This window comes from Pseudomonas sp. NPDC088368 (assembly GCF_044753445.1).
Lineage (GTDB): Bacteria > Pseudomonadota > Gammaproteobacteria > Pseudomonadales > Pseudomonadaceae > Aquipseudomonas > Aquipseudomonas bambusae.
The window spans coordinates 288,222-312,603 of the sequence record NZ_JBIVNG010000004.1; the positions used below are offsets into that span (position 1 = coordinate 288,222).

General features: G+C 60.3%; 25 protein-coding genes. 16 read left to right on the forward strand and 9 right to left on the reverse strand.

The annotated features are described in order from the left end of the window. Window positions 1-7: 7 nt before the first annotated feature. From ACIQAL_RS10400 to ACIQAL_RS10430, 7 genes are all read left to right on the forward strand, one after another. Window positions 8-1,474 (forward strand): cobyric acid synthase, encoded by a 1,467-nt coding sequence (locus tag ACIQAL_RS10400; protein ID WP_401145317.1) that lies wholly within the window; start codon window positions 8-10, stop codon window positions 1,472-1,474. Next, on the forward strand, window positions 1,474-1,995 hold the full coding sequence (cobU, locus tag ACIQAL_RS10405; RefSeq protein WP_401144993.1) for a bifunctional adenosylcobinamide kinase/adenosylcobinamide-phosphate guanylyltransferase: 522 nt from the start codon (window positions 1,474-1,476) through the stop codon (window positions 1,993-1,995). The genes ACIQAL_RS10400 and cobU overlap by 1 nt, the downstream gene beginning before the upstream one ends. Then, window positions 1,992-3,044, forward strand: a complete 1,053-nt coding sequence (cobT, locus tag ACIQAL_RS10410) for a nicotinate-nucleotide--dimethylbenzimidazole phosphoribosyltransferase (RefSeq protein ID WP_401144995.1) — start codon at window positions 1,992-1,994, stop codon at window positions 3,042-3,044. Before cobU ends, cobT begins: the two co-directional genes overlap by 4 nt. Continuing rightward, window positions 3,041-3,613, forward strand: a complete 573-nt coding sequence (gene cobC, locus ACIQAL_RS10415) for an alpha-ribazole phosphatase family protein (protein ID WP_401144997.1) — start codon at window positions 3,041-3,043, stop codon at window positions 3,611-3,613. The genes cobT and cobC overlap by 4 nt, the downstream gene beginning before the upstream one ends. Continuing rightward, a complete protein-coding gene (locus ACIQAL_RS10420; RefSeq protein WP_401144999.1) occupies window positions 3,614-4,345 on the forward strand; it encodes an adenosylcobinamide-GDP ribazoletransferase in 732 nt (243 codons plus the stop codon). Window positions 4,346-4,486: 141 nt separating this feature from the next. After that, window positions 4,487-5,695, forward strand: coding sequence for an MFS transporter (locus ACIQAL_RS10425; RefSeq protein WP_401145001.1), 1,209 nt, complete (start codon window positions 4,487-4,489; stop codon window positions 5,693-5,695). A 211-nt stretch (window positions 5,696-5,906) separates the two neighbouring features. Continuing rightward, window positions 5,907-6,458 carry a glutathione peroxidase gene (locus tag ACIQAL_RS10430; RefSeq protein ID WP_166596649.1) on the forward strand — a complete coding sequence of 184 codons (552 nt, stop codon included), beginning with the start codon at window positions 5,907-5,909 and terminating at the stop codon, window positions 6,456-6,458. A gap of 379 nt (window positions 6,459-6,837) precedes the next feature. Here ACIQAL_RS10430 and ACIQAL_RS10435 read toward each other — a convergent pair whose 3' ends face one another. From ACIQAL_RS10435 to ACIQAL_RS10445, 3 genes are all read right to left on the reverse strand, one after another. Next, window positions 6,838-8,136, reverse strand: coding sequence for an outer membrane protein transport protein (locus ACIQAL_RS10435; RefSeq protein WP_341963056.1), 1,299 nt, complete (start codon window positions 8,134-8,136; stop codon window positions 6,838-6,840). A 140-nt stretch (window positions 8,137-8,276) separates the two neighbouring features. Beyond that, complete coding sequence (locus ACIQAL_RS10440) at window positions 8,277-8,768, reverse strand: hypothetical protein (RefSeq protein ID WP_401145004.1); 492 nt, start codon at window positions 8,766-8,768, stop codon at window positions 8,277-8,279. A gap of 278 nt (window positions 8,769-9,046) precedes the next feature. Further along, the gene (locus ACIQAL_RS10445) at window positions 9,047-9,271 is read right to left on the reverse strand and encodes a hypothetical protein (RefSeq protein WP_166596652.1); all 225 of its coding nucleotides are present in this window, start codon (window positions 9,269-9,271) and stop codon (window positions 9,047-9,049) included. Between the two features lie 1,070 nt (window positions 9,272-10,341). On the opposite strand from ACIQAL_RS10445, the gene rmuC reads away from it, so the two are divergent. The 3 genes from rmuC to ACIQAL_RS10460 all read left to right on the forward strand — a co-directional run bounded on the left by rmuC (window position 10,342) and on the right by ACIQAL_RS10460 (window position 13,926). Continuing rightward, window positions 10,342-11,706: a DNA recombination protein RmuC gene (gene rmuC, locus ACIQAL_RS10450; RefSeq protein ID WP_401145319.1), complete on the forward strand. Its 1,365-nt coding sequence runs from the start codon at window positions 10,342-10,344 to the stop codon at window positions 11,704-11,706. Between the two features lie 451 nt (window positions 11,707-12,157). Beyond that, window positions 12,158-13,609, forward strand: coding sequence for an NCS1 family nucleobase:cation symporter-1 (locus ACIQAL_RS10455; RefSeq protein ID WP_401145006.1), 1,452 nt, complete (start codon window positions 12,158-12,160; stop codon window positions 13,607-13,609). A 191-nt stretch (window positions 13,610-13,800) separates the two neighbouring features. Further along, window positions 13,801-13,926: a PA1414 family protein gene (locus ACIQAL_RS10460; RefSeq protein ID WP_256665300.1), complete on the forward strand. Its 126-nt coding sequence runs from the start codon at window positions 13,801-13,803 to the stop codon at window positions 13,924-13,926. Between the two features lie 91 nt (window positions 13,927-14,017). Here ACIQAL_RS10460 and ACIQAL_RS10465 read toward each other — a convergent pair whose 3' ends face one another. The 3 genes from ACIQAL_RS10465 to speB all read right to left on the reverse strand — a co-directional run bounded on the left by ACIQAL_RS10465 (window position 14,018) and on the right by speB (window position 17,199). Then, window positions 14,018-14,347: a hypothetical protein gene (locus ACIQAL_RS10465; RefSeq protein WP_401145008.1), complete on the reverse strand. Its 330-nt coding sequence runs from the start codon at window positions 14,345-14,347 to the stop codon at window positions 14,018-14,020. Between the two features lie 263 nt (window positions 14,348-14,610). After that, a complete protein-coding gene (locus ACIQAL_RS10470; protein ID WP_341963060.1) occupies window positions 14,611-15,990 on the reverse strand; it encodes a sodium:solute symporter in 1,380 nt (459 codons plus the stop codon). Between the two features lie 258 nt (window positions 15,991-16,248). Beyond that, window positions 16,249-17,199: an agmatinase gene (gene speB / locus ACIQAL_RS10475; protein ID WP_401145010.1), complete on the reverse strand. Its 951-nt coding sequence runs from the start codon at window positions 17,197-17,199 to the stop codon at window positions 16,249-16,251. Between the two features lie 176 nt (window positions 17,200-17,375). On the opposite strand from speB, the gene ACIQAL_RS10480 reads away from it, so the two are divergent. After that, complete coding sequence (locus tag ACIQAL_RS10480) at window positions 17,376-18,269, forward strand: LysR family transcriptional regulator (RefSeq protein WP_166596657.1); 894 nt, start codon at window positions 17,376-17,378, stop codon at window positions 18,267-18,269. Window positions 18,270-18,281: 12 nt separating this feature from the next. Beyond that, entirely contained in the window at window positions 18,282-18,872 is a 591-nt protein-coding gene (locus ACIQAL_RS10485) for a tRNA-uridine aminocarboxypropyltransferase (protein ID WP_401145013.1), read from the forward strand. Window positions 18,873-18,875: 3 nt separating this feature from the next. Here ACIQAL_RS10485 and ACIQAL_RS10490 read toward each other — a convergent pair whose 3' ends face one another. The 3 genes from ACIQAL_RS10490 to ACIQAL_RS10500 all read right to left on the reverse strand — a co-directional run bounded on the left by ACIQAL_RS10490 (window position 18,876) and on the right by ACIQAL_RS10500 (window position 21,325). Beyond that, window positions 18,876-19,097, reverse strand: a complete 222-nt coding sequence (locus ACIQAL_RS10490) for a DUF6316 family protein (RefSeq protein ID WP_401145015.1) — start codon at window positions 19,095-19,097, stop codon at window positions 18,876-18,878. 226 nt (window positions 19,098-19,323) lie between these two features. After that, entirely contained in the window at window positions 19,324-19,938 is a 615-nt protein-coding gene (locus ACIQAL_RS10495; protein WP_401145017.1) for an NAD(P)H-dependent oxidoreductase, read from the reverse strand. Next, the gene (locus ACIQAL_RS10500) at window positions 19,931-21,325 is read right to left on the reverse strand and encodes a class II fumarate hydratase (RefSeq protein WP_166596661.1); all 1,395 of its coding nucleotides are present in this window, start codon (window positions 21,323-21,325) and stop codon (window positions 19,931-19,933) included. Before ACIQAL_RS10500 ends, ACIQAL_RS10495 begins: the two co-directional genes overlap by 8 nt. A gap of 263 nt (window positions 21,326-21,588) precedes the next feature. On the opposite strand from ACIQAL_RS10500, the gene ACIQAL_RS10505 reads away from it, so the two are divergent. The 4 genes from ACIQAL_RS10505 to ACIQAL_RS10520 all read left to right on the forward strand — a co-directional run bounded on the left by ACIQAL_RS10505 (window position 21,589) and on the right by ACIQAL_RS10520 (window position 24,367). After that, window positions 21,589-22,131: a DUF2059 domain-containing protein gene (locus ACIQAL_RS10505; protein ID WP_166596662.1), complete on the forward strand. Its 543-nt coding sequence runs from the start codon at window positions 21,589-21,591 to the stop codon at window positions 22,129-22,131. 12 nt (window positions 22,132-22,143) lie between these two features. Then, a complete protein-coding gene (locus tag ACIQAL_RS10510; RefSeq protein ID WP_166596663.1) occupies window positions 22,144-22,440 on the forward strand; it encodes a BolA family transcriptional regulator in 297 nt (98 codons plus the stop codon). Window positions 22,441-22,755: 315 nt separating this feature from the next. Then, window positions 22,756-23,727, forward strand: coding sequence for a rhodanese-related sulfurtransferase (locus ACIQAL_RS10515; protein ID WP_341963067.1), 972 nt, complete (start codon window positions 22,756-22,758; stop codon window positions 23,725-23,727). A gap of 4 nt (window positions 23,728-23,731) precedes the next feature. Further along, window positions 23,732-24,367, forward strand: a complete 636-nt coding sequence (locus ACIQAL_RS10520; protein ID WP_401145020.1) for a DsbA family protein — start codon at window positions 23,732-23,734, stop codon at window positions 24,365-24,367. Window positions 24,368-24,382 lie beyond the last annotated feature (15 nt).

Genomic DNA, 24,382 nt, shown 5'->3' on the forward strand with positions numbered 1-24,382 from the left:
TCATCCGATGGCCGGCAAAACCCTCATGGTGCAAGGCACCACGTCGGACGCCGGGAAAAGCACGCTGGTGACCGCGTTGTGCCGCTGGCTGACCCGCCAGGGCGTGCGCACGGTGCCGTTCAAACCGCAAAACATGGCGCTTAACAGCGCCGTGACCGCCGACGGCGGTGAGATTGGTCGGGCACAAGCCGTTCAGGCCCAAGCCTGTGGCCTCGAACCCCACACCGACATGAACCCGGTCTTGCTCAAACCCAACAGCGACACCGGCGCGCAGGTGATCATCCACGGGCGCGCGGTGACTACCATGAATGCTGTGGCGTATCACGATTACAAAGCCATCGCCATGCAGGCGGTGCTGGCCTCTCATAAACGGTTGAGCGAAGGCTGGCCGGTGGTCATGGTCGAAGGCGCGGGTTCGCCAGCGGAAATCAATCTGCGGGCGGGCGACATTGCCAACATGGGCTTTGCCGAGGCTGTGGATTGCCCGGTATTGCTGGTGGCCGATATTAATCGCGGTGGTGTTTTCGCGCACTTGGTGGGCACCCTGGAATTGTTGTCCCCCAGCGAACAGTCGCGGGTGAAGGGTTTCATCATCAACCGTTTCCGGGGCGACATCGCCTTGCTGCAACCGGGTCTGGACTGGCTTGAACAGCGCACCGGCAAACCGGTGGTGGGCGTTCTGCCGTATGTCATGGACCTGCATCTGGAGGCCGAAGACGGCCTCGATCAGCGTCAGACCGACAAGGCCGAACAGGTGCTTAACGTCGTCGTGCCGGTGCTGCCGCGCATCAGTAATCACACCGATTTCGACCCGCTGCGTCTACACCCGCAGGTCAATCTGCAATTCGTCGGGCCGGGTCAAGCGATTCCCCCCGCCGACCTGATCATCCTGCCGGGTTCGAAGAGCGTGCGCAGCGACCTGACCTACCTGCGCAACAACGGTTGGGACACGGCCATCGCCCGGCATCTGCGCTACGGCGGCAAAGTGCTGGGGATTTGCGGCGGTTTGCAAATGCTCGGCGAAGCGCTGCATGACCCGCTGGGGCTGGAAGGCGCGGCAGGGTCTAGCCCCGGTCTCGGCCTGCTCGCCCTGAGCACCGTGCTGGAAAAGGAAAAGCAGCTGCGCAACGTCACCGGGCGTTTGACCCTGGAAGACGCCGAGGTCAGCGGCTATGAAATTCATGCGGGCGTGACCACCGGGCCCGCGCTTGAGCGCCCATTGGTGCAGCTCAGCGACGGCCGATGCGATGGCGCGCAAAGCGCCGATGGCCAAGTGCTCGGCACCTATTTGCACGGTTTGTTCGAAAACCCGGCGTCCAGCAGCGCCTTGCTGCGCTGGGCCGGCGTGCAGAACGTACAGCCGGTCGATTATCACGGTCTGCGCGAGCGCGACATCGAGCGGTTGGCCGATCTGGTTGAGAAACACCTGGACGGCAAACTGCTGCGCCAACTCTGCGGACTGGAACCTGTTTGATGTTGCAACTGATCCTCGGCGGTGCGCGTTCCGGCAAGAGTCGGCTGGCGGAAAAGCTGGCCAGCGACAGTGGCCTCGATGTCGTGTACATCGCCACCAGCCAGCCGCTGGACGGCGAGATGAATCAACGGGTGGCGTCGCACCGCGCACGTCGCCCGGACACGTGGGGGCTGGTCGAAGAACCGCTTGAGCTGGCCCGCGTACTGAAAGAAAACGCAGGGGAGGGCACCTGCCTGTTGGTGGACTGCCTGACCCTGTGGCTGACCAATCTGCTGATGCTGGACGATCCGCAGCGACTGGCGAAGGAGCGCGACGTCCTACTCGACTGCCTGGCGCAACTGCCGGGCGATATCATTTTTGTCAGCAACGAAACCGGGCTGGGCGTCGTGCCCCTCGGTGAGCTGACCCGTCGTTATGTCGATGAAGCCGGCTGGCTGCATCAGGCGCTGGCCGAACGGTGCCAGCGTGTGGTGTTTACCGTCGCCGGACTGCCCATGACCCTGAAAGGAACCCCGCTATGAGCAATGCCTGGTGGCTCGCGCCGTCCCGAGAAGTCGATCAAGCCAGCCGTGAGCAGGCGTTGGCCCGGCAGCAGCAACTGACTAAACCGACTGGCTCGCTGGGCCAGCTGGAAGCGGTCGCCGTGCAACTGGCCGGTCTGCAAGCCCAGGTCAAACCCACGCTGGATAAGGTCTGGATCGCGATCTTCGCAGGCGATCATGGCGTCGTCGCGGAAGGGGTGTCGGCTTATCCCCAGGAAGTCACCGGGCAGATGCTGCACAACTTCATCATGGGCGGCGCGGCGATCAGCGTCTTGGCGAAACAGCTTTCGGCACAGCTGGATGTGGTCGATCTCGGCACCGTCTCGCCGCTGAACCTGCCGGGTGTGCGTCACCTGAACCTTGGCGCGGGCACCGCCAATTTCGCCAAGGCCGAGGCGATGACTCAGGAACAGCTGGAAGGTGCGTTGGCAGGCGGGCGTGACAGCGTGTTGCGCGCCAAAGCCGTTGGCACTGAGCTGTTCATCGGCGGTGAGATGGGCATCGGCAACACCACGGCCGCGAGCGCAGTCGCCTGCTCGTTGCTGAACTGCCCCGCGCCGCTGTTGGTAGGGCCAGGTACCGGGTTGGACGCGCAAGGCATCAACCATAAAGCTCATGTCATCGAACAGGCGCTGCAACGGCATGCGGGACATTCCGGCGATGCGCTGGGCAGCTTGCGTGCGCTGGGTGGTTTCGAAGTGGCCGCGTTGGTCGGCGCGTACCTGGCCTGCGCTCAAGAGGGTATTGCCGCGCTGGTGGACGGCTTTATCTGCACCGTGGCGGCGTTGGTGGCCGTGCGCTTGAACCCGTCGTGCCGCGAATGGCTGTTCTTCGCCCATCGCGGCGCTGAGCCGGGTCATCGCCATGTGCTGGAGACCTTGCAGGCCGAGCCTTTGCTGGAACTGGGCCTGCGGCTGGGCGAGGGCAGTGGTGCTGCGTTGGCGGTCCCGCTGTTGCGTCTGGCGTGCGAGCTGCACAACGGCATGGCGACGTTCGCTGAAGCCGCAGTGGCGGATCGCCCGGCATGACGTTGCGCCTGGACCTGCTGCGTCATGGCGAAACCGAACAGGGTGGCGGCTTGCGCGGCAGTCTGGATGACGCCTTGACCCCGACTGGCTGGCAGCAGATGCGTGATGCCGTGGCACTGCGTGGCGAGTGGGACCAAATTGTCAGCTCCCCGTTACAGCGCTGTGCACGCTTTGCAGAAGAGCTGTCGGTGCGCTTGTCCTTGCCGCTGCAACTCGAACCCGATCTACAAGAGCTGCATTTTGGCGACTGGGAAGGCGTGAGCACCGCGCAACTGATGGAGACCGACGCCGAAGGGCTGGGTCGCTTCTGGGAAAACCCCTACACCTTCACGCCGCCCAATGGCGAGCCAGTGTCGAGGTTTTCCCAGCGTGTGCATGGCGCGGTCCGACGTCTTCATGGGGCTTACGAGGGCGAGCGGATTCTGCTGATCAGCCATGGCGGGGTGATGCGCCTGTTGCTGGCCCAGGCTCGCGGTTTGCCCCGTAAACAGTTGCTGCAGGTGGTCGTCGGTCATGGCGACCTGATCGGGGTCAATGTCGACGCGGATGGCGCGCTGACGGAGGTGTAAATGCTGCCGTTCTGGATCGCCCTGCAATTTCTCAGCAGTCTGCCCATTCGCCTGCCGGGCATGCCCGCGCCTCAAGCGTTGGGGCGATCGCTGCTGTTTTATCCACTGGTGGGCGTGCTGTTCGGCTCGATCCTGATGGGCCTGAACTTACTGCTCGACGGCGCTCCTCTTCTGCTTCACGCCGCCTTGCTACTGGCCGTGTGGGTGCTGCTCAGCGGCGGCCTGCACCTGGACGGGCTGGCGGACAGCGCCGATGCGTGGCTCGGCGGTTTCGGCGACCGCGAACGCACCCTGACCATCATGAAAGACCCTCGCAGTGGGCCGATTGCCGTGGTCACACTGGTGATCGTGCTGCTGCTGAAATTCACCGCCGTACTGGCGCTGGTCGAGCAGCACCACAGCGTTGGCCTGCTGTTGGCCCCCGTCATCGGACGAGCTTCGATGCTGGGCCTGTTCCTCACTACGCCTTACGTGCGAGCGGGGGGATTGGGCCAGGCGCTGGCGGATCACCTCCCGCGTCGTCTTGGGGCGCAAGTGCTGGCGTTGACGACGCTGGCCTGTGTACTGGTGGCGGGCTGGGCCGGGTTGTGGTCGGTACTGCTCGCGACGGTCGGGTTTTTTGGGCTTCGTCGATTGATGATCCAGCGGCTGGGCGGCAGCACGGGCGATACCGCCGGGGCGTTGCTGGAGCTGCTGGAGACGCTGGTGGTCGTAACGTTGGCGTTGCGCTGAACCAAAATACGACCGTCCAGCGAACCGGTCTTATCCGTTTCCGTCACCTCGATTGACACCCTTGATGCTCCCGAGTAGCGTGCCGTGTCTAATTAATGGCATATGCATCTAATTTTGCGTTCGCCTGTTCGGAGAGCAAAAATGACATCTATCTGGCGTACCAGCGGCTGGGTCTTGTTGGGCAGTGCCCTGATTTTGGCCCTCTCAATGGGTACGCGTCATGGCTTCGGGCTGTTCCTGCCTCCCATGAGCGCGGAGTTCGGCTGGGGGCGCGAAGTTTTTGCCTTTGCCATTGCCCTGCAAAACCTGATCTGGGGACTGGCTCAACCCTTCACTGGCGCGCTGGCTGATCGCTTCGGTGCTGCCAAAGTCGTACTGGTGGGTGGCGTGCTGTATGCCGTGGGGCTCGGGTTGATGAGCATGGCCGATTCACCGGCGACACTGTCTCTGAGTGCAGGATTGCTGATCGGCATCGGGCTCTCAGGCACGACCTTTTCGGTCATCCTCGGGGTGGTCGGGCGCGCTTTGCCACCCGAACAGCGCAGTATGGGCATGGGCCTCGCCAGCGCGGCGGGTTCATTCGGGCAGTTCGCCATGCTGCCCGGCACCCTGGGGTTGATCGGCTGGCTGGGCTGGTCCATGGCGCTGGTCGCGTTGGGCTTGCTGGTGGCGTTCATCCTGCCGTTGGTGGCGATGCTCAAGGACAAACCCGCTCCCGTCGTCGCGGGTGAGCAAACCTTGAAGGAGGCCTTGCGAGAGGCCTGCACGCATTCGGGCTTCTGGCTGCTGGCGTTCGGTTTCTTCGTCTGCGGGTTTCAAGTGGTGTTCATCGGCGTTCACCTCCCTGCGTATCTCGTGGACCAGCATTTGCCCGCCACCGTGGGCACCACCGTGCTGGCCTTGATCGGGTTGTTTAACGTGTTCGGCACCTACGTCGCGGGTTGGTTGGGCGGGCGGATGTCCAAGCCGCGACTGCTGACGGCGCTGTACCTGCTGCGGGCGGTGGTGATTGTGCTGTTCCTCTGGGCGCCACTGACCCAGACCACCGCTTACCTGTTCGGCATGGCGATGGGGCTGCTCTGGCTGTCCACAGTTCCGTTGACCAATGGCACCGTCGCCACGCTGTTCGGCGTGCGTAACCTGTCGATGCTCGGCGGTATCGTGTTCCTCTTCCACCAGTTGGGCGCCTTTTTGGGCGGCTGGCTGGGGGGCGTGGTGTATGACCATACCGGGAGTTATGACATGATCTGGCACGTCTCGATTGCGTTGAGCCTGATGGCGGCCGCCCTCAACTGGCCGGTACGCGAGCGGCCCGTGGCGCGCCTGCAGCTCCAGCCGGTGGCACTGTGACCCGGTTGACGCCCTGGCTGGCGGGCGTTGCCATTGTAGCGACGCTGCTGGCGCTGGCCTGGTGGGGCTGGCACAGCGTTGGGCTGGGCGCTCTGCAATTGGGTATGACCTGCTGAGCCTGGGCGTTCTTGGTCGTCCCTAGGCATCGATGACGACAGAGAGTAGCGTGTGGTTTCTAACGCCCGACTCTCTGCCTTGAATGGATGCCGACATGAACCTTCGCTGGATTTCCCTTCCTGTTCTTCTGCTCGCCATGGGCGGTGTCGCCATGGCCGCTGATTGCCCTCCTTTATTACAGGGCGAGCTGCCGAAGCTGCGAGCCAAGCAGGATATCGACCTGTGCAAACAGTTCGCGGGCAAGCCGATGCTGGTGGTGAACACCGCGAGTTTTTGTGGCTTCGCGCCGCAGTTCAAAGGGCTGGAGGCGCTGAATCAACGGTTCAAGGGGCAGGGATTGGAAGTGTTGGGCGTGCCGTCGGATGACTTCAAGCAAGAGTCGGATAACGCCGCCGAGACCGCCAAAGTCTGTTACGTGAATTACGGCGTGACCTTCACCATGACCGAACCGCAGCCGGTGCGGGGTTCGGATGCGATCAACCTGTTCAAGGTGCTGGCGGAACAGAGCAATGCGCCGAAGTGGAATTTCTACAAGTACGTGGTGGACCGGAAGGGGAACGTGGTGGCGAGTTTTTCCAGCATGACCAAACCGGATGATCCTGAGCTTATTTCGGCTGTGGAAAAGGCGATTGCTTCGAAACCGTGAGGTTTGAGGCTGTGTGTGGATGCGTTGGTTGACGCTGATCCCGGTCCTGCTTTGAAGCAGCACCGCGTCGTTCCCCGATTTCCGGCACGCCGCCGAATCCCTGTGGGAGCGAATTTATTCGCGAATGACGTTCAGGCGATGGAGATGCGCCGAATGTATCGGCCCTTCGCGAATGAATTCGCTCCCACAGTGGGGTCCGTGCACGGGTGCAGGTTCGCACATGGCATCCACCGCGAAGATGGCCCTTCGCGACACGCCGTGCTGCTAGCCTATTTTTCCGAGTGACCGCGGCACCCCTGAACGAAAAACCCCGCATCCATCGCTGGCTGCGGGGTTTTCTGTATGGCGGACAGGTGATCGACTTGTCCCGCCAACTGCATCAGAAGCGGTAAGTCAGGCCCAGGCCGAAGCCGTTGGCGCTGTTTTCGTATTTGGCGTTGTACGTCTGACCCAGCGGGCTGACGTCACGCACCTTCACAGGCTCTTCTTTCAAATACGAGTAGGCGACATCGATCGTGATGTTGTCGGTAGGGCTGTAACCGGCACCCAGGCTGAAGATGGTCCGATCACCCGTCGGGATACGCGGAGAACGGTTGTCGTTGTTGGTTGGCGACTGATCGAAGGTCAGGCCCGTACGCAGCACCCATGCCTTGTTCAACTGGTACGACGTGCCGATGGCGTAAGCCCAGGTGTCATGCCAGTTCTGCTCTTCAGTAATGGTGCCGAACAGGCGAGGTGCCAGTGCACCACCACTCACGCCCGAGTTCTTGACGGTGATGTCTTGCAGACGGCTCCAGCGGGTCCAGGTCGCACCGGCGTAGAGCTTCCACGCATCGTTCATTTTCTGCGTGACCGAGAAGTCCACCGACTCAGGGGTGTCCAGGCTCAGTTTGGCGTCATAACGACCTGCGCTCAGCAGGGCAGGCGGTACGCCAGCGCCTGGCGTCACCTCAGTGTGGCCTTCCAGTTTGTAGGTCACTTTCGAGTGGTAGGTCAGACCGAGCGTGGTGGTGTCGGTGGCCTGGACCAGGATACCGGCGTTGAAGCCGTAGCCCACGTCATCGCCCTTGACCTGCACGCGACCGTCGCCCGCAGGACGACCGGTGATTGGCGCGGTCACGCCGCTCAGGTTCGGATTGGACTCCAACGCACCGGAGATGCGGTTGATGGTCGGGCCGAAACCGATCGACACTTTATCGTTGAAGGCATAGCTGATGGTCGGCTGGAAGGTCACGACCTTCACGATGCTCTTGCTGCCGAAGTTACGGCCCTGGAAGCTGCTTTCGTAGTCGGTCACCAGGCCGAACGGGGCGTAGACGCCCAGGCCGAATGCCCAGTGATCATCCACAGGGTTGACGTAGAAACCCATGGGAACTGCGGTGAACGGCACCATGTCGCCTTTATTGGTACCGGAGCTGCGACCGCTGACGTCCTTGATGTCGGTCGACGCATCAATGGCGGCGACACCGACGGTGACTTGTTGGCCCTTGAGCCGCGACATGCCGGCCGGGTTGCCATAAACGATGCTAGCGTCGTCGACGGACGAGGAACGGCCCGCAAAGCCGGTCCCCATGCCGCTGATGCTTTGTTCGTTCAGGGCAAAACCGGATGCGAAAACTTGGGTGGAGGCAAGAGTAATGGCGAGACTGAGGCTGGATTTGATCATTGTTTTTTTCATTGTTAGAACTCCTTGTTGATCACCGCGCGGAAATTACCAATATTTTTCATAGCGCGCTATAGGCTGGATCACCCGAGTTAGAGCAGTTTTTGTAGGACAATCCGAGTAAACGTGCTGCGATCTCCAGCGAAACCGCTGGGTCACAAAATGGCTGGTTCGCCCTGATATAAAGGGCGAACCGTGGTTTGCCAGGCCGTCGTGAAATCCTGCAAACGGCCCTGAGGCTGAAATATCCTGCGCCAAATACGCGCCATTCCCTTCACATCGGTTTCGGCAGGCAGGGTGAGTCGGCTGGCCTCAACCATCATCCAGGCAATGGCCGTGGAGTATCGAAGGTTGACGGTGAGCTCCAGATCCGGTCCGGTGAGAAATGCATGTTGGCTTGCGAGGCCTCTGACCAGGCTGGCGAGATCGGGGTCTTTCGCCAGGTAGCCATCCCAGAGCTGGTAGTGGCGAGCGTCGGAAATGCCGTAAAGTCCGTGTCCACGCTGGGTGTCCAGCTCTGCGCCCAGTGCGGACTGGCTGGCGGCGACGGCGAGCAGAAAGGCTTCTGCTCCTGGATGCTGGCGACCGAGATAGATCAGCGTGGGGCGGATCACATAACGGCGCAATTCACTGGCGGCGATTCCCATAACACCCTCGGGAGGTTAATGAGCCGGCGGACCCTGACGCTTGGCAGCGGAGATGGAATCCGGGCCCACCGGAAGCGGCTCAGACCGCTTGAGTTGAAGCGTAGTCTCATATTTGCGGTGTAAAAGACTGTTTTTAAAATATTTCCCGATCTGTAACGCTGTGCATATTTCATCTGGCAATGAACACAGCGGCTTTTTCATATGAAAAACAGGCACAAAAAAGCCCCACCGTTTTAGGGGTGAGGCTTGGCGGGGGTGTTTTTACCCGACGAACGGTATCAGGCGATCAGAGCCTGACGTGTACGGTCGATCACGGCTTGCAGCGGTTCGGCGCTGGAGTACTGATCCGGGTAAAGACGTTCGCTGTGACGGGCGATGCCGTGTTCGTTGACGATGGTGAAGCTGAAGCAGCCTTTGCGGGCGGCCATGATCAGGCAGTCCATCGGAGCAAAGGCATTGGTGAGGGTGCGGATGGCATCCTGAGTCTGGATATGAGTAGTCATGTAATGGTGTTTCCTGAATCGACACGCAATAAGAGGCGTGCAAAATAAAAACGTTCCAGTAAACGCGGGCCGGTGCTCGAAAGCGAGTCAAGGCAGGGCGCAGAACCTGTCTGGAACAAAAGCAGCCAGTGGAAGCGCGGTTATCATGTGGCGCTGGGCTGACTGGTAGGTACTTCGGAGGGCAGGCGACACAACAGGAGCAAAGGTTCGATGCTCGGGGTGAAGATCCTGATCAATTTGCAGGCTGGTTTGAGCAGGCCATGATTGCTTCTCCACACCTCCGATCGTTCGGCAGGCTGTGCGAGTTCATGTCTGGAAACCATCGAGGTGATCGATCCCTTTTTTCAGTCCATCTGCAGTTTGGCAAATGTGGATTGAGGGATTTGTTCGATCAGAATTGACTTGCAGCTTGGTACTAACGGCAGCAATGCTATCCGATGCCGGGAGACAAAGCAAGTCTGGTCCGGAGAACGCAAATTCGGTTCAGCGCAGGTTCAGCGGTGAGGAAGGGGCTGAATGCTGGCCGTCTGCCTCTTTTCAGACCGATCCTACACGCTTAGGCATGTTTTCGGGGTGGCTATATAGCGATTGGAAATTGACTTGTGCACATTAGATCGGTTAGCTGCCATCTCACTGTCACAATCGGCCCTAACAGCTTGATTTCATGTATCGAATTATTAAGTCAATGAAAATCATCGCTTTTTTTCATTGGTGAAAAAATCGTCAGTTTGAACGCAGGCCCCATTCTGCCTACGTTTGCGGGGGTTCAGGGGGTGTTGTCCACTGAGTTATCCACAGGTTCTGTGGATTGTCCCAAGCGCTTGCTCTAGCCCGCGGCTCTGCGAATTCACAATGTGGCGACCACACGCCTCATCGAACCCTTGATCCTGATCTGACGACAGCGCCGCTTGTGCGCATAATGCCGCCAGCATCGATTGTGGAGTCGGGAAATGTTTATGGCTTTGGACCTCACCAGCCTGTTGCTGGGGTTGGGGGCAGCGGCGGTACCGTTGCTGGCATTGGCGTGGCAGTTGCAACGTCGGAACACCTTGCGCGAAGCGGAGGTTGCGCTGCTCGACGAGCGCTTGAGCAATGCGCAGATGGCACATGACGGTCTTAATGCCCAGCTTGATGCCTGCCGAGACGAAATCAGCGACCTGGGTCAGGCCAATACGGTGAAGCAGGCCGATCTGGCCGCATTGCGGCGTGAAGTGGAATTGCTGCGGCAGCAGCACGATGCGGCGCGGTTGGCTCAGGAAGGATGGGGTCATGAGCGCACGCTTAAAGAAGCAGAACTGCGTCGGCTGGACGCGCAATGTGCGTCGCTGAGCGCCGAGTTGCGCGAGCAGCAGGAAGGTCATCAGCAGCGCCTGAACGACTTGCAAGGTTCTCGCGATGAATTGAGGGCGCAGTTTGCTGAACTGGCGGGCAAAATCTTCGACGAGCGTGAGCAACGTTTCGCCGAGACCAGCCAACAGCAATTGGGCCAGTTGCTCAACCCACTCAAGGAACGCATCCAGTCCTTCGAAAAGCGCGTGGAAGAAAGCTATCAACAGGAAGCCCGCGAGCGTTTCTCGCTGGGCAAGGAGCTGGAGCGCCTCCAGCTGCTGAACCAGCGCTTGAGCGACGAGGCCACCAACCTGACGCGTGCGCTGAAAGGGCAGAAAATCCAGGGCAACTGGGGCGAGCTGATTCTGGAGCGAGTACTGGAACATGCCGGGCTTGAAAAAGGCCGCGAGTACCAGACTCAAGTCAGTCTCAAGGGGCCGGATGGCGAACGGTTCCAGCCTGATGTGTTGATCATGCTGCCCGGCGACAAGCAGGTGGTGGTGGACGCCAAAGTCAGCCTGACGGCGTATCAGCAGTACGTGTCGGCCGACGATGAAGTGATCGGTCAGGTCGCACTCAAGCAGCATGTGCTTTCGTTGCGCAACCATGTGAAGGGCTTGTCGGGCAAGGATTACAAACGCCTCGAAGGTCTGCACAGTCTGGATTTCGTTTTACTCTTCGTGCCTATCGAGGCGGCGTTTTCGGCAGCGTTGCAGGCAGAACCCACGATGTTTCAAGAGGCGTTTGACCGCAACATCGTGATCGTCAGCCCGACAACATTGCTGGCTACGCTGCGCGTGATCGACAGCCTGTGGAAGCAGGAGCGTCAGAGCCAGAATGCTCGGGAAATTGCCGAGCGGGCAGGATGGCTGTACGACAAGTTCGTGCTCTTTATTCAGGATCTCGACGAAGTCGGCAGTCGTTTGCAACAGCTGGACAAGGCGTATGGCGCCGCGCGCAACAAGCTGGTCGAAGGGCGCGGCAACCTCGTCAGTCGCAGCGAGCAGCTCAAATTGCTGGGAGCGAGGGCGAGCAAAAACCTGCCGGCTGATCTGCTGGAGCGAGCGCTCACCGATGAAGATGGTGTCGTGCAGTTGCCGGAGTGATGTGAGGCGATGCTGAACAGCTGTGGGAGCGAATTCATTCGCGAATGGCCGGAGTAGGCGATGCTTCTCTATTGCATGGACGATTTTTCGCGAATGAATTCGCTCCCACAGATCAGTGGCGCTGGTAATCAAGAATTGTAGAGGACAATAGATCTGAATTTTGTATACATATAGTTTGTTGGCGACCCTTCACGCTGAAAAACGCACCTTGATCAAGCAATGCTGCACTGTCAGCGGGCGCGCAGGGTCTGCTGAAGAATACTGTCTCACTGCTACTACTCCCACTTTCATCCCTTATAAAACCGCCATTTAGCGTCATTCTGCACGCGAGAAAATTGCAATGGCACGCATTCTGCCTATTGGTTCGTATACAACCCGTGCTTGCTCCCGTACGCAGTGTCTTCCACCTCTCTGCCTCGGGAGCCAGCCTGTTCTCTCAGGGAGATATGCGATGACCGAGCCAATGCCCAAGGGCTACAGCCCCCGCCTGTATAACCAAGACCTGGGACCCGTGCCGCAGAAGTGGACGTGGTACAACATTTTTGCGTTCTGGATGAGTGACGTGCACAGCGTGGGCGGTTACGTGTTCGCTGCAAGCCTCTTTGCATTGGGGCTGGCGAGTTGGCAGGTACTGATCGCGCTGCTCTTGGGGATCTGCATCATTCAAGTGATTGCCAACCTGCTGGCCAAACCGAGCCAGCAGGCGGCAGTGCCTTATCCGGTGATCTGTCGGTTGGCGTTCGGCGTTTTCGGCGCGAATATCCCGGCGGTGATTCGCGGCCTGATCGCCGTGGCGTGGTACGGCGTACAGACTTACCTGGCCTCCAGTGCGTTGATCATCGTGGTTCTGCGATTTTTCCCACAGATGTCGGTCTATGCGGAACCGCATTTCGCTGGGTTGTCCTACCTCGGCTGGTTCGGTTTCCTCGCGCTCTGGCTGGTACAGGCTGCGGTGTTCTGGACCGGCATGGATTCGATTCGACGGTTCATCGATTGGGCAGGGCCGGTGGTCTACGCCGTGATGTTCCTGCTGGCGGGCTGGATCGTCTGGAAAGCCGGTTGGGCCAACATCAGTTTTACGCTGTCCGAAAAGTCCCTGACCGGCTGGGACGCGATAGCCCAAGTGATCATGGCCACTGCGCTGGTGGTGTCGTACTTTTCCGGTCCTACGCTAAATTTCGGTGATTTCAGTCGCTACTGCCGAAGCATGTCCGAGGTGCGTCGCGGCAATTTCTGGGGCCTTCCGGTTAATTTTCTCGCGTTCTCTCTGGTCACAGTCGTCATTGTGTCCGGCACCTTGCCGGTGTTCGGTGAGATGCTGCATGACCCGATTGCCACTGTTGCCCGCATCGACAACAGCGTGGCCGTGCTCTTGGGGGCCTTTGCATTCGTGACGGCGACCATCGGCATAAACATCGTCGCTAACTTCGTCTCCCCGGCTTTTGATTTCGCCAACGTCGCCCCGAGCAAGATCAGTTGGCGTGTGGGTGGGATGATCGCCGCTGTTGCCTCGATCTTCATTACGCCGTGGAACCTCTTCAACAACCCGGCCGTGATCCATTACACCCTGGATGTACTGGCGGCCTTTATCGGCCCCTTGTTCGGCATCCTGCTGGTGGACTATTACCTGATCAAAAAACAGCAGATCGACGTGGATTCGCTGTTCAACGACGGCCCCAGCGGTCGCTACTGGTACACCGGAGGCGTGAATTACACGGCGGTCAAGGCGCTTGTTCTGGCGACCTTGGTGGGCATTGCGATCACTTTCGTACCGGCCTTGCAACCGATGGCGAACTTTGCATGGTTTACCGGATGTTTCTTGGGTGGGGCGTTGTTCTTTGTCTTCGCCCGGCGCACTCAGGCCCATGAATCCGCTGCACTGACGCCTGCCGTGGCCAACTGATCGGGCGCTTGAGGGAGTGCCGTTGGTCGGGTGAAGGCTGGGGATGGCCGCTTTGAAATGTCTCAACGTAAAGAAAGCGAAAATTTCCTGCCGCGACACTCCGTAGCAGGCGTAAAGTGCGACTTAGCACTATGATCTGCGGTAAGCGGACCAGAAGTTGGCTGCCGGCATTTCCCTGAAGGGGGCGTTATATGAACAGCAAATTGCAAGAATGGCTTCACGATGTAGGCGTTGCTCTCGGTTTGATCGAACGGCCGAAGCTACAGCCCATTCCCGTTCGCACCGACGATGACCAGCGTCGCCGCCCGCGCCGCTAAGCCTTCGGCCTTCGTCACCTTCGATTGACCCATCCCTGAAACGGCGGTGCTATCACTCGATAGCCCGCTTTGGCGTTCTGCGCCTTTCGATTCAGAGCCTGTCGCCGTTCTCCCCATTGCTACGTGCCCGATCCATGCGGCTTCCGTCTTCCATCTTCACGAGAATCAAATCGACAAGCCCTTGCAATGTCAGTTGCCGGTAGTCCGAGTTGTCAGGCAGGTGGGAAAGGTCGGATTTGATTTGAGAGGGGAGATTGATATCGAAATCGGTATGGAGATCTGTGAAAAAAGTGTTGAAGTCCTCGTCATCAAGGAAGAGCTCGCTCATCAAGGGGGCGGGCTGTTCCTGAATGACTGATTTGTCGACGAGGATTTTCCCGAGTGTATCGAAAATGTGCTGCTCGACTTCGCTGCGCGTCATAGGGGAGTCCTCTGCCTAGATGTGTTCGAACTAACCCCGACTTCATTCACAGAGGTTTGCGGCCTGACAGCTGATCGTGCTTCGCTCCTTGATATGACCCCGTTTAGGCACATTGCCTCCAGTGCTGTCTTGGCTAAGGCTAGCCCAGATTTCGCCGAGTCGACTGGCGGGTTCGAGATGAAATTGTGTAACGGCCCATAAAAAAGGACGCCCGAGGGCGCCCTTGATCTGTTTCAGTAACGTTACGTCTGGAGCTATTCCAGTCAGACCGCCCGTGCCACGGCTACGGAGCGAGGCGATACAAGGCTGACGACCACGAAACTCACCAGGCCAACCGCCAGGCTGTAGTAGATCGGGGTGTTGGCGTCCAGACCATCTTTGAGCATGAACGCCAGCGCAGTGATGAAGCCCAGGCTCATGCTGGTGATGGCGCCCGCCGTGGTGGCGCGCTTCCAATAGATGGCGCCGATCAGCGGGATCAGCATGCCGCCCACCAACAGGTTGTAGGCCAGGGTCAGCGCGCTGATCACGTCGTTCACCACCAGCGCGATGGCCAACACGACGAGGCCGGTCAAGGCCGTAAAAAGGCGGTTGATGCCCAGGCTCGATTGCTTGCCGCCTCGCAGTTTCGGCAGCAGGTCCTCGGTCAATGTGGTTGATGCGGCGAGCAGGCCAGCGCTGGCGGTGGACATCATCGCAGCCAGTGCAGCGGCGATCACCAAGCCGCGAATACCGTCCGGCAATGAGGCTTTGACGATGGCGGCAAACGCCGTGTTGACGTTTGCCAGGTCCGGCAGCAACACGTGAGCCGCCATGCCGATCAGTGCGCAGACCAGGCCGTAGACGATGCAGTACACCCCTGCAACGGAGCCCGCGTACTTGGCGACTTTCTCGGTGCGTGCGGTGAACACGCGTTGCCAGATGTCTTGGCCGATCAGGATGCCGAAGAAGTAGATCAGGAAGTAGGTGATGATCGTGTCCCAGCCGATGGTGGTCCAGCTGAAGCTCGACGCGGGCAGCTTGGCGACCAGTTCGTCCCAGCCACCGACTCGGTACAGGCAGATCGGCAGCAGGATGAACATCAGGCCTACGGTCTTGATCACGAATTGCACGATGTCGGTGAGGGTCAGCGACCACATGCCGCCGATGGTGGAGTACACCACGACCACGCCGCCGCCCAAAATCACCGAGACCCAGAACGGCAGGTCGAACAGCACTTGCATGACCGTGCCAATGGCGAGAATCGAGGTCACGCCAATCATCAGCGCGTAGGCGAGCATGATCACGGCGCTGGCTTGGCGGGCCATGGGGTTGTAGCGTTTTTCGAGGATCTGGGTAACGGTGAAGATGCGCAGTTTGAGCAGTGGTTTGGCGAGGAAGAGGTTCAGCGCGATGATGCCGACGCCCAGCGCGGCACAGAGCCAGAACCCGGAAATGCCGTGGACGTAGCCAAGACGTACGGTGCCGACAGTAGAGGCGCCGCCCAGCACGGTGGCCGCCATGGTGCCCATGTACAAGCTAGGGCCAAGGTTGCGTCCGGCAACGAGGTAGTCTTCGTGGGTCTTGGCCTTGCGCATGCCGTACCAGCCCAGTACCAGCATGCCGGCCGCGTAAATCAGCACGACGAAAATATCTAAAGCCATGGAGGTGTCTCCGATCATTGTTTTTATAGTGAGTCGCGAATCATCCGGCTGAAGTGACGCAGGCAGTCAGCGGGTGAGTTTGTTATTCAGTTGAAATAAGAACGTGGGGTATGCGCTGGACCTGTAGGAGCGAATTCATTCGCGAGAGGCCTGTGCGGACAATGCATCTCCATCGTCTGTACTGTTCTTCGCGAATGAATTCGCTCCTGCAGAGGGGCCCGGGTTTCGCCAGCCCCAGCAAAAGGCAAACTCCGAGCGTTACCGGTGAACAACCCCCGGCAGCACGCACAACATTTCGTACAGCAGGTTGGCCCCCAGCAGCGAGGTGTTGCCGGTGGTGTCGTACGGTGGCGAAACTTCCACCAGGTCGCAGCCGATCAGATCCAGCCCTTGGCACCCGCGGATGATTTCGATGGCCTGAATGGTGGTCAGGCCGCCAATTTCAGGGGTGCCGGTGCCTGGCGCCCACGCCGGGTCGATGCCGTCGATGTCGAAGCTCAGGTACACCGGACCGCCGCCCACTTTCTCGCGCACTTCGGCCATCAGCGGCGCCAGCGACTTGTGCCAGCACTCTTCGGCCTGCACCACGCGGAATCCTTGTTTGCGGCTCCAGTTGAAGTCTTCGGCGGTGTAGCCCTGTGCACGCAAGCCGATCTGCACCACGCGGTCGCAGTCCAGCAAGCCTTCTTCCACCGCGCGGCGGAAGGTGGTGCCGTGGGCAATCTTCTCGCCGAACATGTGATCGTTGACGTCCGCGTGGGCGTCGATGTGCACCAGACCGACCTTGCCGTGCTTTTTATGAATGGCACGCAGGATCGGCAGGGTGATGGTGTGGTCACCGCCCAGGGTCAGCGGAATGATGCCGTGTTCGAGGAACCCGTCGTAGGCCTCTTCGATGATGCGCACCGCGTCCAGCAGGTTAAAGGTGTTGATGGCGACGTCGCCGATGTCGGCAACCGACAGCGAATCGAAAGGCGCTGCCCCCGTGGCCATGTTGTAGGGGCGAATCATCACCGATTCAGCGCGGATTTCACGAGGTCCGAAACGGGTGCCTGCCCGCAGCGAGGTGCCGATGTCCAGCGGCACGCCAATGAAGGCGGCATCGAGGCCAGCGGCCGTTTGCAGGTGGGGCAGACGCATCATGGTGGCGATGCCGGCGAAGCGCGGCATTTCGTTGCCGCCCAGTGGTTGGTGGAAAATCTTGTCCACGGGATTGCCTCATCGGTGGGTGATTAATAGTGGTTAGCACTGGGCGGATTCTGCGAACCGGGGGCCTGGTGAACAATCGCTGAGGCAAAATACTTAGTTCAGAGATTTCTGAAGTATCCAGAAAATCAGGTTAAGCTGCCGCCCATGACAGGCACTCTGATTTTTCCGGACCCCTCATGGCCAGCGCATTACCCGATCTGAAACTGCTGCGTATCTTCACCTGCGTGGTCCGCCATCAGGGCTTCGCCAGTGCGCAGCAAGAATTGAACCTGTCGACCTCCGCGATCAGCACTTACATGAGTCAGCTGGAGTCGACGCTGGGTATCGTGCTGTGCCACCGCGGCCGTGGTGGGTTCAGCCTGACCAGCAAGGGCGAGCTGTTTCATCAGGAAACCCTGCGCTTGCTAGGAGAGCTAGAAGGCTTTGAACTCTACGCAGCCGCACTCAAAGGCGAACTGCGCGGGACGCTGAATCTGGGGGTGCTGGACTCCACCGTCAGCGACCGGGCGTTGCCGTTCGCCGAAGTGATCGGGGCGTACAGCGAAGAACATCCGGCGGTGCATTTGCACCTCTCGGTCATGAGCCCTTACGAGCTGCAATTGGGGGTCCTGGACAACCGGCTGGATTTGGCGATCGGCTCGTTTTCCACCCGCATGAACGGCTTGCTGTATCAGCCGCTGTACCGCGAACAGCATTGGCTGTATTGCAGCAATCGGCATCCGCTGTTCAACGAGCGGCGCATTCCGGAGCCGGTGATTACCCAGCAGCGCATGGTCGGTCGTGGTTATTGGAGTCAGGCGGAACTGGCACGGCACGGCTTCAAGCACAGCGCTGCGACCGTGGAGAGTATGGAAGCCCAGCTTATTCTGGTGCTTTCCGGTGCGTACATCGGCTATTTACCCGAGCATTACGCACAATCCTGGGTCGATTCTGAACACTTGCGCGTGCTGTTGCCTGCCACATTTGGCTATCAGGCGCCGTTCTCGATGATCCTGCGTCGGGGCCGCAGTCGCGAGCCGTTGATTCAGACGTTCCGTGACCTGCTCAAAGCCCAGCTCAACCCGCTCTAGGAGGGCCCGAACATGTCCCGTGCCCGTTGCGACCGCTGTCATCGCCCGCAAGATCATTGCCTCTGCGCGTTGATTCCCCGTCTGGACAGCCGCACTCGCGTGCTGATTTTGCAACATCCCAGTGAGGTCAATCACGCGCTGAACACGGCGCGGCTGGCAGCGTTGGGACTGAGCAATGCGCAGTTGGTGGTGGGGGAGGTGTTCGAAGGGTTGGCGGACCTGCTGAACGTGCCGGGTTATCAGGCCCGGCTGTTATTTCCCGGCGAAGAGGCTGTGGCGCTCACGGCCCAGACTTCGGATTCGTCGCCTACGCTGCTGGTGGTGCCCGACGGCACATGGCGCAAGGCCCGCAAGTTGCTGCATTTGAACCCGCTGTTGGCGGCGCTGCCGAGGGTCACGCTGGAAAACATGCCGTCATCCCGTTACCGCTTGCGCAAGGCGCCGGGGCCGGATGCGTTGTCGACGCTGGAAGCGATCACACACGCCCTGCACACGCTGGAGCCGGATTGTTCATTTGCGGCGTTGTTGCGGCCGTTCGAGGCTTTGATCGAAGGACAGATCGCGGCGATGGGCGATGAGACCTTTCGCCGCAATCACAGCTGACCGTCAGCCGTTCAACGACGTTGGTGGCTCGGACGAAGACAGGTGCCCGGCCTGCATGCGCCGGATATAGGCGTCGGTTTCCCGCTCGGCGTCTTCCTTGGTGAAAAAGGGGCCTTCAAGGGTATTTTCGCGGGTACTGAAGAAATACATGCCGTTGACGCGGGAGACGCGGTCGCTGCGGAAACGCACGGCGGTCTCGGGGTCTTGCTCACGCTTGCTCAACATAGCCTTCTCCGGTCTGGGAGTCTGTTCGGAAACGATTCAGGACGGCTAAACCTGGGGGTACGACAGCCAAATGACGTTTCCACAGCGTGAGACGGAAAGGTTGGCTGAACGTTCGATACTTTACTCCAAAACATGCGGCGGGTCAGCTGGGAATGCGTTGCTGACCTATCGCGAAAGCGTCGGATCAGTCAACTGACGAATCCATTGACCCACCCCAAAAACACCCTCAGCGCTTACCTAACGCCTCGGCCTGATGAATCCACTGCTGGCGCTGTTCTTCCGTGGCCGTCCTGACCGGCGAAAACTCAGTCAAACGCGTGGTCTTGATCCCGCAGAATTCCAGAATCGCGTGCTTGATCTGACGATGGGCAGGCGCCTTGAACACCCAGCGGAAGTACCGCGAAGGCGTGTCCAGCGTCACCAGCATTTCTGCGGTTCGGCCCTTGAGCAGTTCGTTGGACGGGTGATGACGGCCGTGGGCTTTGAACGCGAAACCGGGCATGAACACGCGCTCGAAGAAGCCGCTCAGCAGGCTCGGCAGCCCGCCCCACCAGACCGGGTAGACGAACACCAGATGCTGCGCCCAGTGAATCTCGCGCTGGGCTTCCAGCAGGTCGTGTTCCAGAGTCTGGCTGGATGCATAACCGTTGTGCAGCGTCGGGTCGAAGTCCAGTTCTTCCAGCTTCAGTACCCGCACCACGTGGCCTTGGCTGCGTGCGCCCTGAGCGTATGCGTCGCCCAGGGCGTGGCAGAGGCTGACGGTCTTCGGCGAGCCGATGACCATCAGGATGCGTTTGCCATAGCCTTCCAGTGGCGTGGCGCCGCTGATCGGCTCAGCCATTGCTGCCGGCCTCCAGCATCTTCTCGGGACGTACCCACGCGTCGAACTCGGCGTCGGTGAGGAACCCCAACTGCAAGGCTGCTTCGCGCAAGGTCAAACCTTCGCTGTACGCCTTCTTGGCGATCTGCGCCGATTTGTCGTAGCCGATGTGCGGATTCAGCGCCGTCACCAGCATCAGGCCGCGTTCCAGGTGCTCAGCCATCTTGCCCGCGTCCGGCTCCATGCCCGCGATGCAATGCTCGTTGAAATTGCGGCAGCCATCGCCCAGCAGGCGGATCGATTGCAGCAGGTTGTGGATGATCACCGGCTTGAACACGTTCAATTGCAGGTGACCCTGACTCGCCGCGAACGAGATGGTGGTGTCGTTGCCCATGACCTGACAGGCCAGCATCGACAGCGCTTCGCACTGGGTCGGATTGACCTTGCCCGGCATGATCGAACTGCCCGGTTCATTGGCGGGCAGCTTGACCTCGGCCAGACCGGCGCGCGGGCCGGAACCGAGCAGGCGCAGGTCGTTGGCGATTTTCATCAGCGTCACGGCGAGGGTTTTCAGCGCGCCAGAGAGGGCCGTCAGTGGCTCATGCCCCGCCAGTGCAGCGAACTTGTTCGGTGCCGTCACGAATGGCAGGCCCGACAACGCTGCCAATTCAGCGGCCACGGCTTCAGCGAAGCCATGGGGCGAGTTCAGGCCCGTGCCGACGGCGGTGCCGCCTTGCGCCAATTCACAGACAGCGGGGAGGGCGGCGCGAATGCTTTTTTCCGCGTACTCCAACTGCGCGACGTAGGCCGACAGTTCCTGGCCGAAGGTGATCGGCGTGGCGTCCATCATGTGGGTGCGACCGGTTTTCACCAGCTTCATGTGGCGCGAGGACTGCTCGGCGATGCCTGCAGACAGCTCGGCAATCGCGGGCAGCAACTGCTCTTTGACGGCTTGCGCGGCGGCGATGTGCATGGCCGTCGGGAAGCAGTCGTTGGAGCTTTGCGAGCGGTTGACGTGATCGTTGGGGTGCACCGGCGACTTGCCGCCGCGACCCTTGCCGGACAGCTCGTTGGCGCGCCCGGCGATCACTTCGTTGACGTTCATGTTGCTCTGCGTGCCGCTGCCGGTCTGCCACACCACCAGCGGGAACTGGTCGTCCAGCTTGCCGCCCAGCACTTCGTCGGCGGACTGTTCGATGAGGCGGGCGATGTCGGCGGGCAAGTCGCCATTGCGGTCATTGACCCGCGCAGCGGCTTTCTTGATCAGCGCCAACGCGTGCAGGACCGGCAATGGCATGCGCTCCTGACCAATGGCGAAATTGATCAGCGAACGTTGGGTTTGCGCCCCCCAGTAAGCGTCTTCAGGGACTTCGATCGGACCTATGCTATCGGTTTCGGTACGGCTCACTGGACTCACTCCTTAAGATCGAAATAGCGCAGTTTAGTACCCCGCAGCCCGGTTCGGTTCCCGCTAACGGCTGCGCGGCAAGGACAAGAGTGGCCAGTGTGCGACAAAAGGGCGAGCGGGGTCGTGTGAAACCTTTGCTGCCTTCGATTGTCGTGCGGAGCTGATTCGACCGCTCGTAGCGCCGGGGGTTGAGCGCAGCACGGAAAGGGGCGCAGAATGTGCGGCCTTGGGGTTCAGCCTCGCCTGCTAGATAAGGAAACTCGATGACCCGTCTTCGCGCCATCTGTGCTGCGGTCGCTCTGGTATGTGCCAGCGGCCAGGCTCTTGCTGCCACCGCCAGCCACGAGGCCAGTGCTGTTGCGTTCCTCAAACTGGCTCACGCCGATCAGTTGGGTGCGCCGATCTACATGCAAGCGCAGCAAATGTTCGCCCAGCGTTTCGCCGAAACCAAAGCGCCAGATTCCAAGAAAGCCGTGCTGGAAAAATACCAGGCCCAGGCCAACGCCGCGCTGGACAAGGCCATTGGCTGGGACAAGCTGCAGCCTGACATGGTCAAGCTCTACACCGACAACTTCAGCGAGCAAGAGCTGAAAGATCTGGTGGCCTTCTATCAGTCGCCGCTGGGCAAGAAAGTCCAGGCCAAGATGCCACAGATCAGCCAGCAATCGTTCCAGATGACTCAGGACAAGCTGCAACCGGCCGTCCCTGTGGTGACCGGTCTGCTGGAGTCCATGACCAAGGAACTGGTGCCAGCCGGTGCAGCCGGCAAGGGTACCGCCCCGGCAGCCCCTGCCAAGAAGCCATAAGCGAAGCCTGACATGAGCATGCAACAGCGAATCGAATCCGCGTTGACGGTCTTTCAGCCCGAGTACCTCCAGGTGCTCAATGAAAGCCACATGCACAGTCGCGGCACGGACACTCACTACAAGGCGGTGGTGGTCAGCGAGCAGTTCGCTGGCCTCAACGCCGTCAAGCGCCACCAGAAGGTCTACGGCCTGCTCGGTGGCCTGATGGGTGAGTTCCATGCCCTGGCGCTGCACACTTATACCCCGGAAGAGTGGGCGAAAATCGGCGCTGCGCCTGCGTCGCCGACCTGTGCCGGGGGGCATGACTGAGTCAACTGACTCCCTGCCGTTTTCGTGGATGAATGCGCACCCCTGTAGGAGCGAATTCATTCGCGAAAATCAGTCCAGGCGATAGAGCCGCATCGTCCTCCCCACCGATTCGCGAATGAATTCGCTCCCACAGGGGATCTGCGGTGTGCCGATATCCTTGCCATTGACCTGCATCAATTCCCCACCGATCACCCGCCCTGTCTGCTGACCTCTGATTTTTGCTAGAATCCGCGCCGCGTTGCCCGGTCGGCACGTGTTCATCTGAATTTTTTATCCGGTAGGCCCTTTGCGAGGGTCACCACCTGGAGACGCAACATGACCCAAACCGCACCCATCGTCGTCGCGGCGCTGTACAAATTCGTCACCCTCTCGGACTACGTCGAACTGCGTGAGCCCCTGCTTAACGCCATGGTCGATAACGGCATCAAGGGCACCCTGCTGATTGCCGAAGAAGGCATCAACGGCACGGTTTCCGGCAGCCGTGAGGGCATCGACGGCCTGCTGGCCTGGCTCAAGAACGACCCGCGCATGATCGACATCGACCATAAAGAGTCGTACTGCGACGAGCAGCCGTTCTACCGCACCAAGGTCAAGCTCAAGAAAGAGATCGTGACCCTGGGCGTCGAAGGCGTCGACCCGAACAAGGCCGTGGGCACCTATGTCGAGCCGCAGGACTGGAATGCGCTGATCGCCGACCCGGAAGTGCTGCTGATCGACACCCGCAACGACTACGAAGTGTCCATCGGCACCTTCGAAGGCGCCATCGACCCGAAGACCACGAGCTTTCGCGAGTTCCCGGAGTACATCAAGGCCAACTTCGATCCTTCGAAGCACAAGAAGGTCGCGATGTTCTGCACCGGCGGCATTCGCTGTGAAAAGGCCTCCAGCTACATGCTCGGCGAGGGCTTCGAAGAGGTTTATCACCTCAAGGGCGGTATCCTCAAATACCTCGAAGAAGTCCCGCAGGAAGAAAGTCAGTGGCGCGGCGACTGCTTCGTGTTCGACAATCGCGTGACCGTGCGCCATGACCTGACCGAAGGTGACTACGATCAGTGCCATGCCTGCCGCACCCCGATCAGCGCCGAAGACCGCGCCAGCGAGCACTACTCGCCCGGTGTCAGCTGCCCGCATTGCTGGGACACGCTGAGCGAGAAGACCCGCCGCAGCGCCATCGACCGGCAGAAGCAGATCGAGCTGGCGAAGGCGCGCAATCAGCCGCACCCGATCGGCCGCAACTACCGTCTGCTGGACGCGCAGCCTGACGAAACGCACACGAACGAGGCCTGATCTCATGAACACCCGCCTGCTTTATGTAATGGACCCGATGTGCTCGTGGTGCTGGGGCTTTGCCCCGGTTGCCGAAGCATTGGTCGAGCAGGCGAGTGCGGCCGGGGTGCCGTTGCATCTGGTGGTGGGCGGTTTGCGCACCGGCAGCGGCGCGGCCCTTGAACCGACCACCAGGCGTTACATTCTCGAACACTGGCATGCGGTGCAGGACACCACGGGCCAAACCTTCAAATTCGAAGATGCCTTGCCGGACGGGTTCATCTACGACACCGAGCCGGCCTGTCGCGCCATCGTCTCGGCGCGCAGCCTGGCGCCGGACATCGCATGGAAACTGGTGAAGGAAATTCAGCAGGCGTTCTACCTGCAAGGCCGCGACACGACCAGCGCTTCGGTGCTGGCCGAGCTGGCTGAAAACGCCGGGCTGCCCCGCATCGAATTCGCCGAGGCCTTCGACAGCGCCGAACAGCACGCCGCGACGGCCTCGGATTTCTCATGGGTACAAGACCTCGGCATCGCTGGGTTCCCCACCCTGCTGGCCGAGCGTGACGGCCAGCTCGCGTTGCTGACCAACGGCTATCAACCTCTGGAGACACTGGCGCCATTGCTCAGCCGTTGGCTGGAGCGCGCCACCCGTGCGTGATGACGTCGAGATAGA

What these genes read in the sequence shown, in the direction of transcription:
- ACIQAL_RS10460 (WP_256665300.1), top strand. Translation starts at nt 13,801, where the DNA reads ATGAACAGCAAATTGCAAGAATGGCTTCACGATGTAGGCGTTGCTCTC.
- ACIQAL_RS10515 (WP_341963067.1), top strand. Translation starts at nt 22,756, where the DNA reads ATGACCCAAACCGCACCCATCGTCGTCGCGGCGCTGTACAAATTCGTC.
- ACIQAL_RS10490 (WP_401145015.1), bottom strand. Translation starts at nt 19,097, where the DNA reads ATGTTGAGCAAGCGTGAGCAAGACCCCGAGACCGCCGTGCGTTTCCGC.
- ACIQAL_RS10480 (WP_166596657.1), top strand. Translation starts at nt 17,376, where the DNA reads ATGGCCAGCGCATTACCCGATCTGAAACTGCTGCGTATCTTCACCTGC.
- ACIQAL_RS10455 (WP_401145006.1), top strand. Translation starts at nt 12,158, where the DNA reads ATGACCGAGCCAATGCCCAAGGGCTACAGCCCCCGCCTGTATAACCAA.
- ACIQAL_RS10520 (WP_401145020.1), top strand. Translation starts at nt 23,732, where the DNA reads ATGAACACCCGCCTGCTTTATGTAATGGACCCGATGTGCTCGTGGTGC.
- ACIQAL_RS10440 (WP_401145004.1), bottom strand. Translation starts at nt 8,768, where the DNA reads ATGGGAATCGCCGCCAGTGAATTGCGCCGTTATGTGATCCGCCCCACG.
- cobT (WP_401144995.1), top strand. Translation starts at nt 1,992, where the DNA reads ATGAGCAATGCCTGGTGGCTCGCGCCGTCCCGAGAAGTCGATCAAGCC.
- ACIQAL_RS10445 (WP_166596652.1), bottom strand. Translation starts at nt 9,271, where the DNA reads ATGACTACTCATATCCAGACTCAGGATGCCATCCGCACCCTCACCAAT.
- ACIQAL_RS10465 (WP_401145008.1), bottom strand. Translation starts at nt 14,347, where the DNA reads ATGACGCGCAGCGAAGTCGAGCAGCACATTTTCGATACACTCGGGAAA.
- ACIQAL_RS10505 (WP_166596662.1), top strand. Translation starts at nt 21,589, where the DNA reads ATGACCCGTCTTCGCGCCATCTGTGCTGCGGTCGCTCTGGTATGTGCC.
- ACIQAL_RS10430 (WP_166596649.1), top strand. Translation starts at nt 5,907, where the DNA reads ATGAACCTTCGCTGGATTTCCCTTCCTGTTCTTCTGCTCGCCATGGGC.
- ACIQAL_RS10510 (WP_166596663.1), top strand. Translation starts at nt 22,144, where the DNA reads ATGAGCATGCAACAGCGAATCGAATCCGCGTTGACGGTCTTTCAGCCC.
- cobC (WP_401144997.1), top strand. Translation starts at nt 3,041, where the DNA reads ATGACGTTGCGCCTGGACCTGCTGCGTCATGGCGAAACCGAACAGGGT.
- ACIQAL_RS10420 (WP_401144999.1), top strand. Translation starts at nt 3,614, where the DNA reads ATGCTGCCGTTCTGGATCGCCCTGCAATTTCTCAGCAGTCTGCCCATT.
- ACIQAL_RS10470 (WP_341963060.1), bottom strand. Translation starts at nt 15,990, where the DNA reads ATGGCTTTAGATATTTTCGTCGTGCTGATTTACGCGGCCGGCATGCTG.
- ACIQAL_RS10435 (WP_341963056.1), bottom strand. Translation starts at nt 8,136, where the DNA reads ATGAAAAAAACAATGATCAAATCCAGCCTCAGTCTCGCCATTACTCTT.
- ACIQAL_RS10485 (WP_401145013.1), top strand. Translation starts at nt 18,282, where the DNA reads ATGTCCCGTGCCCGTTGCGACCGCTGTCATCGCCCGCAAGATCATTGC.
- cobU (WP_401144993.1), top strand. Translation starts at nt 1,474, where the DNA reads ATGTTGCAACTGATCCTCGGCGGTGCGCGTTCCGGCAAGAGTCGGCTG.
- ACIQAL_RS10425 (WP_401145001.1), top strand. Translation starts at nt 4,487, where the DNA reads ATGACATCTATCTGGCGTACCAGCGGCTGGGTCTTGTTGGGCAGTGCC.
- ACIQAL_RS10495 (WP_401145017.1), bottom strand. Translation starts at nt 19,938, where the DNA reads ATGGCTGAGCCGATCAGCGGCGCCACGCCACTGGAAGGCTATGGCAAA.
- ACIQAL_RS10400 (WP_401145317.1), top strand. Translation starts at nt 8, where the DNA reads ATGGCCGGCAAAACCCTCATGGTGCAAGGCACCACGTCGGACGCCGGG.